Source organism: Streptomyces sp. NPDC051322, assembly GCF_040689485.1.
Classification (GTDB): domain Bacteria; phylum Actinomycetota; class Actinomycetes; order Streptomycetales; family Streptomycetaceae; genus Streptomyces.
On the sequence record NZ_JBFBAK010000001.1, the window covers coordinates 856,679 to 869,290 of the forward strand.

At 68.5% G+C, this 12,612-nt stretch carries 13 protein-coding genes and 2 tRNA genes; 3 read left to right on the forward strand and 12 right to left on the reverse strand.

Going from position 1 to position 12,612, the window contains the following annotated elements; translation table 11 throughout:
* Positions 1-34: 34 nt before the first annotated feature.
* The 5 genes from clpX to AB0436_RS03965 form a co-directional block, all read right to left on the reverse strand.
* Positions 35-1,327 carry an ATP-dependent Clp protease ATP-binding subunit ClpX gene (gene clpX / locus AB0436_RS03945; protein WP_365850262.1) on the reverse strand — a complete coding sequence of 431 codons (1,293 nt, stop codon included), beginning with the start codon at positions 1,325-1,327 and terminating at the stop codon, positions 35-37.
* Positions 1,328-1,483: 156 nt separating this feature from the next.
* Positions 1,484-2,167, reverse strand: a complete 684-nt coding sequence (locus AB0436_RS03950; protein ID WP_366466053.1) for an ATP-dependent Clp protease proteolytic subunit — start codon at positions 2,165-2,167, stop codon at positions 1,484-1,486.
* 50 nt (positions 2,168-2,217) lie between these two features.
* Positions 2,218-2,823 carry an ATP-dependent Clp protease proteolytic subunit gene (locus AB0436_RS03955; protein WP_365850950.1) on the reverse strand — a complete coding sequence of 202 codons (606 nt, stop codon included), beginning with the start codon at positions 2,821-2,823 and terminating at the stop codon, positions 2,218-2,220.
* A 337-nt stretch (positions 2,824-3,160) separates the two neighbouring features.
* Positions 3,161-4,564: a trigger factor gene (tig, locus tag AB0436_RS03960; RefSeq protein ID WP_366466054.1), complete on the reverse strand. Its 1,404-nt coding sequence runs from the start codon at positions 4,562-4,564 to the stop codon at positions 3,161-3,163.
* 158 nt (positions 4,565-4,722) lie between these two features.
* Positions 4,723-4,799, reverse strand: a tRNA-Pro gene (locus tag AB0436_RS03965).
* Positions 4,800-4,939: 140 nt separating this feature from the next.
* Here AB0436_RS03965 and AB0436_RS03970 point away from each other — a divergent pair.
* Positions 4,940-5,013, forward strand: a tRNA-Gly gene (locus tag AB0436_RS03970).
* Between the two features lie 66 nt (positions 5,014-5,079).
* Here the strand turns inward: AB0436_RS03970 and AB0436_RS03975 are convergent.
* From AB0436_RS03975 to AB0436_RS03985, 3 genes are all read right to left on the reverse strand, one after another.
* Entirely contained in the window at positions 5,080-5,493 is a 414-nt protein-coding gene (locus tag AB0436_RS03975) for a hypothetical protein (protein ID WP_366466055.1), read from the reverse strand.
* Positions 5,494-5,532: 39 nt separating this feature from the next.
* The gene (locus AB0436_RS03980) at positions 5,533-5,796 is read right to left on the reverse strand and encodes a hypothetical protein (protein WP_366466056.1); all 264 of its coding nucleotides are present in this window, start codon (positions 5,794-5,796) and stop codon (positions 5,533-5,535) included.
* Between the two features lie 165 nt (positions 5,797-5,961).
* On the reverse strand, positions 5,962-6,156 hold the full coding sequence (locus AB0436_RS03985; RefSeq protein ID WP_366466057.1) for a hypothetical protein: 195 nt from the start codon (positions 6,154-6,156) through the stop codon (positions 5,962-5,964).
* A gap of 484 nt (positions 6,157-6,640) precedes the next feature.
* Here AB0436_RS03985 and AB0436_RS03990 point away from each other — a divergent pair, with 484 nt between their 5' ends.
* Positions 6,641-7,816, forward strand: a complete 1,176-nt coding sequence (locus tag AB0436_RS03990) for an acyltransferase family protein (RefSeq protein ID WP_366466058.1) — start codon at positions 6,641-6,643, stop codon at positions 7,814-7,816.
* 93 nt (positions 7,817-7,909) lie between these two features.
* On the opposite strand, the gene AB0436_RS03995 is transcribed toward AB0436_RS03990, so the two are convergent.
* Entirely contained in the window at positions 7,910-9,073 is a 1,164-nt protein-coding gene (locus tag AB0436_RS03995) for a PP2C family protein-serine/threonine phosphatase (protein WP_366466059.1), read from the reverse strand.
* Between the two features lie 105 nt (positions 9,074-9,178).
* Here AB0436_RS03995 and AB0436_RS04000 point away from each other — a divergent pair, with 105 nt between their 5' ends.
* Positions 9,179-10,408, forward strand: coding sequence for a GNAT family N-acetyltransferase (locus AB0436_RS04000; RefSeq protein WP_366466060.1), 1,230 nt, complete (start codon positions 9,179-9,181; stop codon positions 10,406-10,408).
* Here the strand turns inward: AB0436_RS04000 and AB0436_RS04005 are convergent.
* The 3 genes from AB0436_RS04005 to AB0436_RS04015 all read right to left on the reverse strand — a co-directional run bounded on the left by AB0436_RS04005 (position 10,405) and on the right by AB0436_RS04015 (position 12,436).
* Complete coding sequence (locus AB0436_RS04005) at positions 10,405-11,226, reverse strand: DNA-formamidopyrimidine glycosylase family protein (RefSeq protein ID WP_366466061.1); 822 nt, start codon at positions 11,224-11,226, stop codon at positions 10,405-10,407. The genes AB0436_RS04000 and AB0436_RS04005 overlap by 4 nt on opposite strands.
* Entirely contained in the window at positions 11,226-11,717 is a 492-nt protein-coding gene (locus tag AB0436_RS04010; protein ID WP_366466062.1) for a ribose-5-phosphate isomerase, read from the reverse strand. The genes AB0436_RS04005 and AB0436_RS04010 overlap by 1 nt, the downstream gene beginning before the upstream one ends.
* Positions 11,718-11,851: 134 nt before the next feature.
* Positions 11,852-12,436 carry a biotin transporter BioY gene (locus AB0436_RS04015; RefSeq protein WP_366466063.1) on the reverse strand — a complete coding sequence of 195 codons (585 nt, stop codon included), beginning with the start codon at positions 12,434-12,436 and terminating at the stop codon, positions 11,852-11,854.
* Positions 12,437-12,612 lie beyond the last annotated feature (176 nt).

Consider the following 12,612-nt stretch of genomic DNA (forward strand, 5'->3'; position numbering starts at 1 on the left):
GACCGGGCGCCCCTGTGCGTTCGTAGTCCAACCGCTACGCGGACTTCTCGTGCCGGCCGTCGTTGCCGACGATCCGCGGCTCGCGCGGGACGAGCGTCGGGTTCACGTTGTTCCGGACGACGTCCGCCGTGATGACGACGCGGCCGACGTCCTGGCGGGACGGCACCTCGTACATCACCGACTGCAGGACCTCTTCCATGATGGCGCGCAGGCCGCGCGCGCCGGTGCCGCGCAGGATCGCCTGGTCGGCGATGGCTTCCAGCGCCGGACGGTCGAACTCCAGCTCCACGCCGTCGAGTTCGAAGAGGCGCTGGTACTGCTTCACCAGCGCGTTGCGCGGCTCGACCAGGATCTGCAGCAGCGCTTCGCGGTCCAGGTTGTGGACCGAGGTCAGCACCGGGAGGCGGCCGATGAACTCCGGGATCATCCCGAACTTCACCAGGTCCTCCGGCATGACCTCCTGGAACTGGTCGCTCGCCTCGATCTCCCGCTTGGAGCGGATGGTCGCGCCGAAGCCGATGCCCTTCGCGCCCGCCCGGGACTCGATGATCCGCTCCAGGCCGGAGAAGGCGCCGCCCACGATGAACAGCACGTTCGTGGTGTCGATCTGGATGAACTCCTGGTGCGGGTGCTTGCGGCCGCCCTGCGGCGGCACCGAGGCGGTGGTGCCTTCCAGGATCTTGAGCAGGGCCTGCTGGACGCCTTCGCCGGAGACATCGCGGGTGATCGACGGGTTCTCGCTCTTGCGGGCGACCTTGTCGATCTCGTCGATGTAGATGATGCCGGTCTCGGCCTTCTTGACGTCGTAGTCAGCGGCCTGAATCAGCTTCAGCAGGATGTTCTCGACGTCTTCGCCGACATAGCCGGCCTCGGTCAGCGCCGTCGCGTCCGCGATGGCGAACGGGACGTTGAGCATCCGGGCCAGCGTCTGGGCGAGCAGCGTCTTGCCGGAGCCGGTGGGGCCGAGCAGCAGGATGTTCGACTTCGCGAGCTCGATCGCGTCCTCGCGGTTGGCACCGCCGCCGTTCTCACCGGCCTGGACGCGCTTGTAGTGGTTGTAGACCGCTACCGAGAGAGCCTTCTTCGCAGGCTCCTGGCCGACGACGTACCCCTCGAGGAACTCATAGATCTCGCGTGGCTTGGGGAGTTCCTCCCATCGCACTTCGGAGGTCTCTGCGAGCTCCTCCTCGATGATCTCGTTGCAGAGGTCAATGCACTCGTCGCAGATGTACACCCCGGGGCCTGCGATGAGCTTCTTCACCTGCTTCTGGCTCTTGCCGCAGAACGAGCACTTGAGCAGGTCGCCGCCATCACCGATGCGTGCCACGAGGTGCTTCCCCTTCGCCTGGGAGCCGCCACGTTCAGCGTCTCCTGGTGCCTCATATTCGACGGTACCTTGCCGGGCCCCCCGTTCGGGCCCCCCTTGGCACGGTTCACTGTGACGTGAACCGTGCCAGGGGACGGCAGGCAAATCAAACGCCCGTCAGTTGGCCAGCATCCCGACGGAGCCCTTGCGGGTCGAAACGATCTGGTCGACCAGGCCGTATGCGAGCGAGTCCTCGGCCGTGAGGATCTTGTCGCGCTCGATGTCGTCGCGGATCTTCTCGATCGGCGTGGTGGAGTGCTTCGCCAGCAGTTCTTCCAACTGGTTGCGCATACGCAGGATTTCGTTGGCGGCGATCTCCAGGTCGGAGAGCTGCTCGCGGCCGGTCTGCGAGGACGGCTGGTGGATCAGCACGCGGGCGTTCGGCAGGGCCATGCGCTTGCCAGGGGTGCCGGCCGCCAGCAGGACGGCGGCGGCGGATGCCGCCTGGCCCATGCAGACCGTCTGGATGTCCGGCTTCACGAACTGCATCGTGTCGTAAATGGCCGTGAGGGCCGTGAACGAGCCGCCGGGGCTGTTGATGTAGATCGAGATGTCCCGGTCCGGGTCGATCGACTCGAGGCAGAGCAGCTGTGCCATGACGTCGTTGGCGGAGGCGTCGTCGATCTGCACACCGAGGAAGATCACCCGCTCCTCGAAGAGCTTGGCGTACGGGTCGTACTCGCGCACGCCCTGCGAGGTGCGCTCGACGAAGCGCGGAACGATGTAGCGGTTGTCGACCTGCGGGCCGGTGTACAGGCCGCCGGCGGAAGCGAAGTGGTCGTTCATGTGGGTGTTCACCATCCTGGTGGCGTTCGGTGGTCGGTCGGGCTCGTGGGCGGGGCTGCGGAGCTTCAGGCTCCGGTGCCGCCGCCGCCCGGAACGCGCGAAGCGGAGGAGATGATCTCGTCGATGAGGCCGTACTCCTTGGCCTCCTCCGCCGTGTACCAGCGGTCGCGGTCACCGTCTCGGATGATCGTCTCGACGGTCTGACCGGAGTGCCGGGCAGTGATCTCCGCCATGCGCTTCTTGGTACGCAGCAGCTGCTCGGCCTGGATCTTGATGTCCGAGGCGGTGCCGCCGAGGCCTGCCGAGCCCTGGTGCATCAGGATGTCGGTGTTGGGAAGCGCGAAGCGCTTGCCGGCGCTGCCGCCGGTCAGCAGGAACTGGCCCATCGAGGCCGCGAGGCCCATACCGATGGTGACCACGTCGTTCGGGATGTACTGCATGGTGTCGTAGACCGCCATGCCTGCCGTCACCGAGCCGCCGGGGCTGTTGATGTAGAGGTAGATGTCCTTGTCCGGGTCGGCGGCAAGGAGAAGCAGCTGTGCGGTGATCTTGTTGGCGATGTCATCGTCGACCTGCTGGCCGAGGAAGATGATCCGCTCGCCGAGCAGTCGGTTGTAGACCTGGTCGCCGAGGCCGCCACCAATGTTGGGCTCGCCGGCGGCGGAAGGCATCAGATTCGTCACGTATCCACCTGCTCGTCTCTGACGGCTGCGGCCGTCTCAGCGTCTTCGTACTGAAGGAGTGCGGGGGTCGGGTACTCCCCTGCCCTCCTCTTCATGGACCCTAACGCGCAGGTAGGACAACGCCATCCCGGTTCCGGAACTGTTCGCTCGGAGCGCAAGGTAGCCACCTGTTCACGCGTACTTCACGCGGATGCTGCACGCATACGACGAAGGGTCCGGACGCACAGGACGTCCGGACCCTTCGCTCGTGATCACACCCGGTCACCCGGCGGCGATCCGGCGAGACCGGCTCGCCGGGAGGGCGTCACCGGTACGGGAAGGAGGCTCAGGCCTCGGTCTTCTCGTCGCCCTCGGCCGCGTCGGCGGACTCGGTCTCGGACTCGGCGGCCGCGGACTCGGCAGCCTCGTCCTCGTCCTCGTCGTCGGTGAGGTCGACGATCTCGCCCTTGGTGTCCTTGACCGTGGCACTCTCCACGACGACCGCGAGGGCCTTGCCGCGGGCGACCTCGCCGACCAGCATCGGAACCTGGCCGCCCTCGACGACCGCCTGGGCGAACTGGTCGGGGCTCATACCGGAGGACTGCGCGCGCCGCATGAGGTGCTCGGTGAGCTCCTCCTGGTTGACGTTCAGCTTCTCCTTGTTGACCAGCTCGTCGAGAATGAACTGGGTCTTGATGCCCTTCTCGGCCTGCTCCTTGGTCTCGGCGGTGAACTCCTCCTCGGTCTTGCCCTGGATCTCCAGGTACTTGGCGAGGTCGAGGCCCATCTGGCCGAGCTGGTGGTGCTCAAGGTTGTGCTTGCGGGTGTTGATCTCGTCCTCGAGGAGCTTCTCGGGGATCGGGACCTCCGCCAGCTCCAGCAGCTTGTCGAGGACACGCTCCTGGGCCTGGGTGGCCTGCTCGTACTGCTTGTTGCTTTCGAGGCGCTTGCGGCTGTCGGCCTTGAGCTCGTCCAGCGTGTCGAACTCGCTGGCCAGCTGAGCGAAGTCGTCGTCCAGGTCGGGAAGCTCGCGAGCGGCGACCGCGGTGACCTTGACGGAGACCTCGGCGGCCTTGCCCTCGGCGGAGCCGCCCTTGAGCTCGGAGGTGAAGGTGGCCTCGCCACCGGCCTCCAGGCCGGTCACGGCCTCGTCGATGCCGTCGAGCAGCTCACCGGAGCCGATGGTGTACGAGACACCCTCGGCCACGCCGTCCTCCAGGACCTCGCCGTCGACCTTGGCCTGCAGGTCGATCGTCACGACATCGCCGTCGGCAGCGGCGCGCTCGACCGGGTTGGTGGACGCGAAGCGCTCACGCAGCTCCTCGACCGCCTTGTCGACGTCCTCGTCGCTGACCTCGACGGCGTCGACCTCGACCTCGATGCCGGAGTAGTCCGGAATCGCGATCTCGGGCCGGACGTCGACCTCGGCGGTGAAGGCGAGCAGCTCGCCGTCCTTGAGCTCGGTGATGTCGACCTCGGGCTGGCCGAGGACATTCAGCTCACCCTCGTTGACGGCCTCGGTGTAGAACTTCGGGAGGGCGTCGTTGACGGCCTCCTCCAGGACGGCACCGCGGCCGAAGCGCTGGTCGATGACGCGGTTCGGGATCTTGCCCTTACGGAAGCCCTTCACCGTGACCTGCTCGTTGATCTTCTTGTACGCCGCGTCGAGGCTGTCCTTGAGCTCCTCGAAGGGCACCTCGATGCTGAGCCGAACCCGAGTCGGGTTCAGGGTCTCCACGGCGCTCTTCACGGTTCGGTCTCCTTGGGGGCTGACTTCAGAATCTCTGCCCGGTTGAGAGACACGCGGGCACACAGCTTGCATAGTAACGGCAAGCGGGAGGAGACCCACAATGCGAGCGGGTCCTGCCGATGAACGGCTCTACTGCTGGTCTGATCGGGTCGTGCCGGTGGTCGGGGTGGCCGGATTCGAACCGACGACCTTCCGCTCCCAAAGCGGACGCGCTACCAAGCTGCGCCACACCCCGTTGGTGCGACACGTAGGGTACATGCCCCGACGCGGCGCCGCGCGCGCTTTCTGCGCTGTGGGACGGTGTGCGCCGACCGGGTCCGACCCGCTACGATGCATCTCGTGCCGCGGTCGATCCCGACCTGTGGCGCACCGCTTGCGGGCGTAGCTCAATGGTAGAGCCCTAGTCTTCCAAACTAGCTACGCGGGTTCGATTCCCGTCGCCCGCTCCACATGACGAAGGCCCAGGTAAGAGGAGTGTTTCCTCCACCTGGGCCTTCGTCGTCTCTCGGGCCGGATCAGCCGTCCGCGCCCCCTGCGTGCCCGTTCCGGCCGGGGCCGCGCTTCAGAGCCGCGACGATCATCTCGTCAGCGGCGGCGGCGATCTCTCGTTCCCGGACCGCCTCCAGCTCCCGGGCCACCACGGTGGTCGCCGGCCGGTCGGCGAACTGGGCGTCGGTGGCGACGTGGTCGCCGTGTCCGTGGGTGTGGGCCACGACCAGCCCGTAGCCCGGGCGCGGGTGCACGCGCAGCCAGGCATCCAGCAGCTCGTCGACGGTGGCCCGCGATGAAGGGGGCTCGTAGCTGACGCTCTTGCTCTGCCGCAGGACGAAGGTGTGTTCGTCGTAGGCGTGCACCTGAATGAGCGGCTCGGCGACGTCACGCCTGGAGCCCGTGCCGTGGTTCCAGCGCACGGCGAGGCTGCCGGTCACCGGGGCGCTGCCGCTGAAGTCGATCGGTCGGATATGGCGCTACTGGTCATCGGTGCCGTCCCCCAGGTCGCTGCCGGTGAGCGGCGAGGCCGCCATGAAGTAGCGGACGTGGCGCCGGTCGTCGGCGAGGGCGTCCGGGTCGGCGCTCCGGACCTCGGCGGCGTCCCTGGTCAGGTACGGGGCCAGGATCACGCGCCAGTGCGCCTTGATCGCGGCGGCCTCGGCGGCCGAGACCCGGACGGTGGCGGCCATGCCGCGGGCCGCGTCCTGCCACTGGACGTCCTCGCCGGGCGAGCGGTCCACCCAGTCGAGCTGCCAGCTGGCGCAGTTGGAAGGAGCAGCTGGCCTGTGACACGCCCAGCACCCGCCCGCAGCTCGCCGCCGTCGCCGGGCCGGTCTTACCGAGGGTCTCCAGCAGGTCGGCCGCCCGGGCCGTGGCCGCCGCCCGGGTCCGGGAGCGACGCCGGTCTAGAAGTTGATCTGGTTGATGGTGTCGGCTATCGAGTTGAGGAACCTGTTGATCGACGGCGCCATGCCCGTCGATGCCAGGAAGAAGCCGAAGAGTACGGCGACGATGGCCGGGCCCGCCTTGATGGATCCGCCCCGGATCAACACCACAAGGACGATCGCCAACAGCAGCACCACAGACAGTGAAATGGCCACAACTGATCACACCCTTGGTCGGTCCGCCTTGCCGGCCGGGAGCGGCGACGCTCCAGCACTCTTCCGCATGACCATCGTGCCATCAACACCCCCCTGGTTGTTGCCTCGTGGCGAATCGTCGCCGATCGGTTCGCGCCATCCGGCCCGCTCGGCGGGTCCGCCGCTCACTCCGGGCGTCCGGCTGCGCCTTCCGCGCCGGAGGGACTGCCCCCGACCGTTCGCACCATTACTTGCGAACGCGAATATGGATCGATCGTTTCATGGCCCACACATTTTGGTCACAGGGCATTGCGATAAGGGCCGTTGGGGCGGGCAACGCGACTGCCGCTCGGAGTTATGTCGCATTTAGACCGGCCTAGAACGAACATATACGGACATAAAGTGAGGCCGCTGGATGTAAGCGGACGGGGTATACGTACTGCGAATATCACACAGGTCGGAGAGGGTTTTACGAAATCCCTCGAGCAACGCTAGGGTGCCTCGAATGGTTCACGCTCCACACGGATATCAGCGGGCCGCACTCCCCCTGGAACGGGAGACGGAACTCCCGGATCCCCCGACGGCACAGGCTCCACCCAGACCGGAGGCGGCGCACGTACCGGCGGCCGCACCGGGCGCGAAGAAGCAGCGGGACGCGCTCTTCGACAACGCGAAATTCCTCGCGATCGTGCTCGTGGCCATGGCACACGCGTGGGAACCACTGATGGACGGCAGCCGTACCACCAGGGCGCTGTACATGGTCGTCTACACGTTCCACATGCCCGCATTTATCATTATCTCGGGTTATTTCTCCCGCACTTTCGACATGCGGCCCGATCGGCTGCGCCGGCTGGTCACCGGCGTCGTCGTCCCGTACGTGATCTTCGAGACGACCTACTCGCTCTACGAGAAGTGGGGCAACGACGACCCCGGTCACGAGATCAGCCTGCTCGATCCGTACTACCTGACCTGGTTCCTGGCCGCGCTGTTCATCTGGCGGATGACGACACCGATCTGGCGCAATCTGCGCTATCCGCTGACCATCTCGATGGTCATCGCGGTGCTGGCGTCGATCACGCCGAACATCAGTGACGACCTCGATCTCCAGCGGGTTCTGCAGTTCCTGCCGTTCTTCGTCCTGGGCCTGCGGCTGAAGCCCGAGCACTTCCGGCTGGTGCAGCGGCGTGGGGCGCGACCGATCGCCGTCGCGGTGATGCTGGCCACCCTGGTGTTCGCATACTGGGCGGCGCCCCGGATGACCCTCAGCTGGTTCTACCGCGGTACCAGTGCCCAGCAGTTGGGCATGGACTGGTGGACCGGGGTCGTCATGACGCTCGGTAACACCGTCTGCTCGCTCGTGCTGACCGCGTGCTTCCTGGCTCTGGTGCCGCGCGGCAGGACCTGGTTCACGACGCTGGGGGCCGGCACGCTCTGCGGCTACCTGCTGCACGGTCTGCTGATCAAGACCATTGAGTACGCCGGCTGGATCGACGACTACAGCTGGCTGAAGAGCCCGCTCGGCGAGGTGTTCTCAACGCTGTTCATGGCGGCCGCGGTGACGCTGTTCTGCACGAAGCCGGTACGGCGGGTGATGCGGTTCGCCACGGAGCCGGAGATGGCGTGGGCGTTCCGGTCCGACCCGGTCGAAGGGGCGCGGCAGCGGGAGGGCGTGGCGGCGTAACGGCGGTGCCGGGCCGGTCCGCCGGGCCGGGGCTGCCCGGGCCGGGGCGGCCCCCGCCTGGGTGGTCGGGCCTGGGTGGTCGGGCCGCATCCGCTACAGCATCGGTCCGGCGTCCGCGTCGCGGCAGATCAGCAGGAGCGCCCGGTCGTCGTTGACGTCCTTCGCGACCGCCTCGATCAGATGCCAGGCGGCTCCCTCGAACGTCGAGGACACATACCGGTCCGCCTCCCCGGTCAACCGGTCGATGCCCTCGCTGATGTCGCGGTCCGGCGCCTCCACCAGGCCGTCGGTGAAGAGCATCAGGACGTCGCCGGGTGCCAGCGAACCCTTGGCCGGGTCGAACTGGGCGCCGGCGTAGACGCCCAGCAGCGGGCCCTCGCCGGACTTCTCCTCCCAGCGGCCGCTGCCCGCGTGGAGTTGGAGAGCGGGGAGGTGGCCGGCCGAGAGAAGTTCGTAGTCGCCGGTGTCCAGGTCGAGGACCAGGTGGATGGAGGTGGCGAAGCCTTCGTCCCAGTCCTGGCGGAGCAGGTAACCGTTGGCCGCGGGCAGGAAGCTGGGCGGCGGTAGCGAGCCGAGGAGGCCGCCGAAGGCACCGGAGAGGAGCAGGGCGCGGGAGCCCGCGTCCATGCCCTTGCCGGACACGTCCGTGAGGACGACCTCCAGGGTGCGGCCACCATGGGTACGGGCGGCGACCACGAAGTCGCCGGAGAAGGACTGGCCACCGGCGGGGCGCAGCGCCATTTCGTGGTGCCAGCCCTGCGGCAACGCGGGGAGCTTGCTCTGGACCCGAATCCGCTCACGGAGGTCGAAGAGCATGGTCCCGCCGCGTCGCCACGGAACTCCGACCCGGCTGCGGAACTGGGCTATGAGGAGGCCGAAGAGTCCGCAGGCGGCCACCACGAGGACCGTCCCCGGGGTGACCCGTGCGGGGCCCTGGGTGTAGGGACCGAGCTTGACCGACTCGATGATCAGAGCCGCCGCCGCTGCCGCGTAGAGCCCCAGAAGGCTCGCCGGGCGCAGCAGCAGGCCGCCGGCCACGATCGGCAGGACCAGCGCCGACGGTGCGCACCAGACCGGCATCAGCATGGTGGCGCAGGCCAGCGCCGGTACGGTCAGCAGCAGACCCACCAGGGCGATCCAGTCCGAGCCGTCCCCGCGGAAGTAGTCGACGCCGGATCTGCGCAGGCCGATGCGAGCCCGGTGCGCCGACTTCCGCATCCGGGCCGTGAACGATTCTGTTGCGGAGCCACGGGCCATTGTTCGGACCTTATCCACCCGCCCGGATCCCGTGCAGGGGACCCCTCTGACATCTTGTTCGAAATCGACTCGCCCGGCGTGGACCCCCGCTGGTAGGCATGGCCCATGCGTACAGAGTTGAAAGTATTGCGTCCGGCCGACCGGGACACCTGGTATTCGGGATTGCTGCTCGCCTTCGGCGGCACCCCTGAGTCTCCCGAGGAGCGCGAGCTCTGGGACGCCCTCACCGAGAACGACCGGTGCATCGGCGCCTGGGACGGGGACCTCTGCGTGGGCACGACGGGGGCGTTCAGCTTCCGGGTGACGGTGCCCGGCGGAGCGCAGGTACCGGCGGCCGGCGTCACCATGGTCAGTGTCGCCGCGACGCATCGGCGGCGGGGCATCCTGACCTCGATGATGCGGCGGCAGCTCGACGACGTACGGGCGCTGGGCGAGCCACTGGCGATACTGACCGCATCGGAACCGGCCATTTACGGCCGCTTCGGATATGGCGTCGCGACCCGGCAGCTTTCGGCCGACATCGACACCTCGCGGGTGACGCTGACGGTTCCGGCCGGGACGGACGACGTCCAACTGCGGTTCGCCGCACCGCAGGACGTGCTGGAGCAGTGCGAGGCGCTGTATGCCCGGACGTCCGGCTCCCGGCCGGGCATGATCGTCCGTACCCCGGGCTGGGAGCGTCTGACGCTTCTCGATCCGCCCTCCGAGCGTGAAGGCGGATCGCCCTTGCAGTGCGTCGTCGCCGAGCGGGACGGCGACATCGTCGGATACACCCGTTTTCGCCTCAAGCCGGCATGGGATGCGGCGGGCCCCTGCGGTGCTGTCGTGGTGAAGCACATCAACGCGCTGGATCCGGTGGCCCATGCCGCGCTGTGGCGTTTCCTGTTCGGGGTGGATCTGACCTCGACCGTCCGGGTGCGCAACCGGCCGCTCGACGATCCGTGGCAGTACCTGGTGTCGGACATCCGCAGATGCGGTCTCCAGGTGCGCGATGTGCTGCATGTGCGCCTGGTCGATGTCGGCGCGGCGCTCGAAGCCCGTACCTACCAGGCGCCGGTGGACGTCGTGTTCGACGTGGTGGACGACTTCTGTCCCTGGAACACCGGAAGGTGGCGGCTGACCGGAGATGCGAAAGGCGCGTCCTGCGGTCGGGTCGACGAGCCCGCTGATCTGGCCCTGTCGGTCAAGGAGTTGGCGGCGGTCTACCTCGGCGGCACGCCGTTGTCCGGGCTGGCGGCCGCGGGTCTGGTGCGGGAACTCCGGCAGGGCGCGGTGGCCGAGGCGTCGCTCGCCTTCGGCTCCGACGTCGCGCCGTGGCTCCCCCACGGGTTCTAGTGCCGGGCCCGGTCCTGCTGGCAGTCCGGGCACCAGAAGAGGTTGCGGGCGGCGAGTGGTGCGGTGCGGATCTCGGTGCCGCAGAGATGGCAGGGCAGCGTGGCGCGCCGGTAGACGTACACCTCGCCGCCGTGGTCGTCGACCCGCGGTGCGCGGCCCATGGCTTCTGGGGTGTGCTCGGGACGGACGGTGTCGATGCGGTTGTTCCGTACGCCCTCACGCATCAGGGCGACGAGGTCCGCCCAGATGCCGTCCCACTCGGCGCGGGTCAGACTCCGGCCCTCTCGGTACGGGTCGATGCCGTGCCGGAAGAGAACCTCGGCGCGGTAGACGTTGCCGACGCCCGCGATGACCTTCTGGTCCATGAGCAGGGCGGCCACGGTGGTACGGGAGCGGGAGACCCGCGCCCAGGCCTTGTCCGATACGTCGTCGGGGCGCAGCGGGTCCGGGCCGAGGCGGTCGTGTATCGCCTGCTTCTCGCCGTCGGTGATCAGCGCACAGGTGGTCGGCCCGCGCAGATCGGCGTAGGCCTCGTCGCCCAGCAGGCGCAGTCGGACGGTATCGGTGGGCGGCGGCGCCGGGGTCGTGCCGAAGCCCAGCTTGCCGAAGAGGCCCAAGTGGATGTAGACCCAGCCGCCGGCCCCGAAGCCCAGGAAGAGGTGTTTGCCGTGCGCCTCTGTGGTCTCCATGACCTGGCGGTCGATGAGGGCGGCGCTGTCGGAGAACTTCCCCTGCGGACTGGACGCGCGCACAGGCCGGCCGCCGAACCTCTCGAAGTGGTCGGCGGCCAGTCGGTGGATCGTGTGCCCCTCGGGCATCAGGCCTCGGGCTGCGGGTGGTGGGCCGGAACGGGCGGCAGGACGCCGGTCTCCTCGTACGCGGAGAGCATGTCGATCCGGCGCTGGTGGCGCTCCGCGCCGGAGTACGGCGTGGCGAGGAAGGTCTCGACGAACTTCACCGCCTCGTCCTGGGTGTGCATCCGGCCGCCGACCGAGATGACGTTGGCGTTGTTGTGCTCCCGGCCGAGCGCGGCGGTCTGCTCGCTCCAGGCGAGCACCGCCCGGACGCCCTTGACCTTGTTCGCGGCGATCTGCTCCCCGTTGCCGGAGCCGCCGATCACGATGCCGAGGCTCTCCGGGTCCGCGGCCGTCCGCACGGCGGCCCGGAGGCAGAACGGCGGGTAGTCGTCCACCGCGTCGTAGATGTGCGGGCCGCAGTCCACAGGGTCGTGGCCCTGGGCTGTGAGCCACTCGACGAGGTGGTTCTTGAGTTCGAAACCGGCATGATCGGAGCCGAGGTACACGCGCATGCGTCGAGTGTGGCACGAGGGGTGGGGAGGACGCCTGACCGGGGCGCCCGCCGGGCGCCCCATCAGGGATATTCCGCACCGTCATGGACATCTCGGCCCTCACGTGCGCGGCCCCGTACGCGGCCGGTGCTCGGTCAGCCGCGGCGTCCCGCCAGCTTCCAGGCGCTCGGCAGCGCGCCCATGGCCAGGGCCGCCTTGACCGCGTCGCCGATCAGGAACGGGGTGAGCCCTGCGGCGATGGCCGCGGTCGCCGACATCCCGGTAGCCAGCGCCAGATACGGCACGCCGATGGCGTAGATGATCGCGGAACCCAGCACCATCGTGCCCGCGGTGCGCAGCACCGACCGGTCGCCGCCCCGCCGGGCCAGGCCGCCGACCACGGCGGAGGCGATGACCATGCCCAGCACGTAGCCGAAGGAAGCGCTACCGGTGCCGGAAGAGCCGTCGGCGAACCACGGCAGCCCGGCGACACCCAGCACCGCGTACAGCGCGAGGGAGAGGAAGCCGCGGCGGGCGCCGAGCGAGGTGCCCACCAGCAGCGCGGCGAAGGTCTGACCGGTGACCGGAACGGGCGAGCCGGGGATCGGCACGGCCAGCTGCGCGGCGATGCCGGTGAGCGCGGCGCCGCCGAGCACCAGCGCGATGTCCCGGGTGCGGGTGGCCGGCAGCAGATCGGCGAGGACCGCTCCGGGACGGGTGGTGACGGCAGCAGTGCTCATCTGGACTCCACGGGTGAGGGCAGGGCGGGCGAGGGCAGGTGGAACAGAGTGACGTTAGCCCGTCGGACGGCGCCGGATCACCATCAGCGGCCCACAAAGCGGGGGTTGACGGCTTGGTGGGTTTCATACAAAGACATGGGTTCAACCGCCGGACGGCGTGACGCTCGTCACTGGAG

Excerpts from the sequence above, each read along its gene's own strand:
- AB0436_RS03995 (WP_366466059.1), bottom strand. The coding sequence starts at position 9,073 with ATGGCCCGTGGCTCCGCAACAGAATCGTTCACGGCCCGGATGCGGAAG.
- AB0436_RS04010 (WP_366466062.1), bottom strand. The coding sequence starts at position 11,717 with ATGCGCGTGTACCTCGGCTCCGATCATGCCGGTTTCGAACTCAAGAAC.
- AB0436_RS04000 (WP_366466060.1), top strand. The coding sequence starts at position 9,179 with ATGCGTACAGAGTTGAAAGTATTGCGTCCGGCCGACCGGGACACCTGG.
- AB0436_RS04015 (WP_366466063.1), bottom strand. The coding sequence starts at position 12,436 with ATGAGCACTGCTGCCGTCACCACCCGTCCCGGAGCGGTCCTCGCCGAT.
- AB0436_RS03990 (WP_366466058.1), top strand. The coding sequence starts at position 6,641 with ATGGTTCACGCTCCACACGGATATCAGCGGGCCGCACTCCCCCTGGAA.
- AB0436_RS04005 (WP_366466061.1), bottom strand. The coding sequence starts at position 11,226 with ATGCCCGAGGGGCACACGATCCACCGACTGGCCGCCGACCACTTCGAG.
- AB0436_RS03950 (WP_366466053.1), bottom strand. The coding sequence starts at position 2,167 with ATGGTGAACACCCACATGAACGACCACTTCGCTTCCGCCGGCGGCCTG.
- AB0436_RS03955 (WP_365850950.1), bottom strand. The coding sequence starts at position 2,823 with ATGCCTTCCGCCGCCGGCGAGCCCAACATTGGTGGCGGCCTCGGCGAC.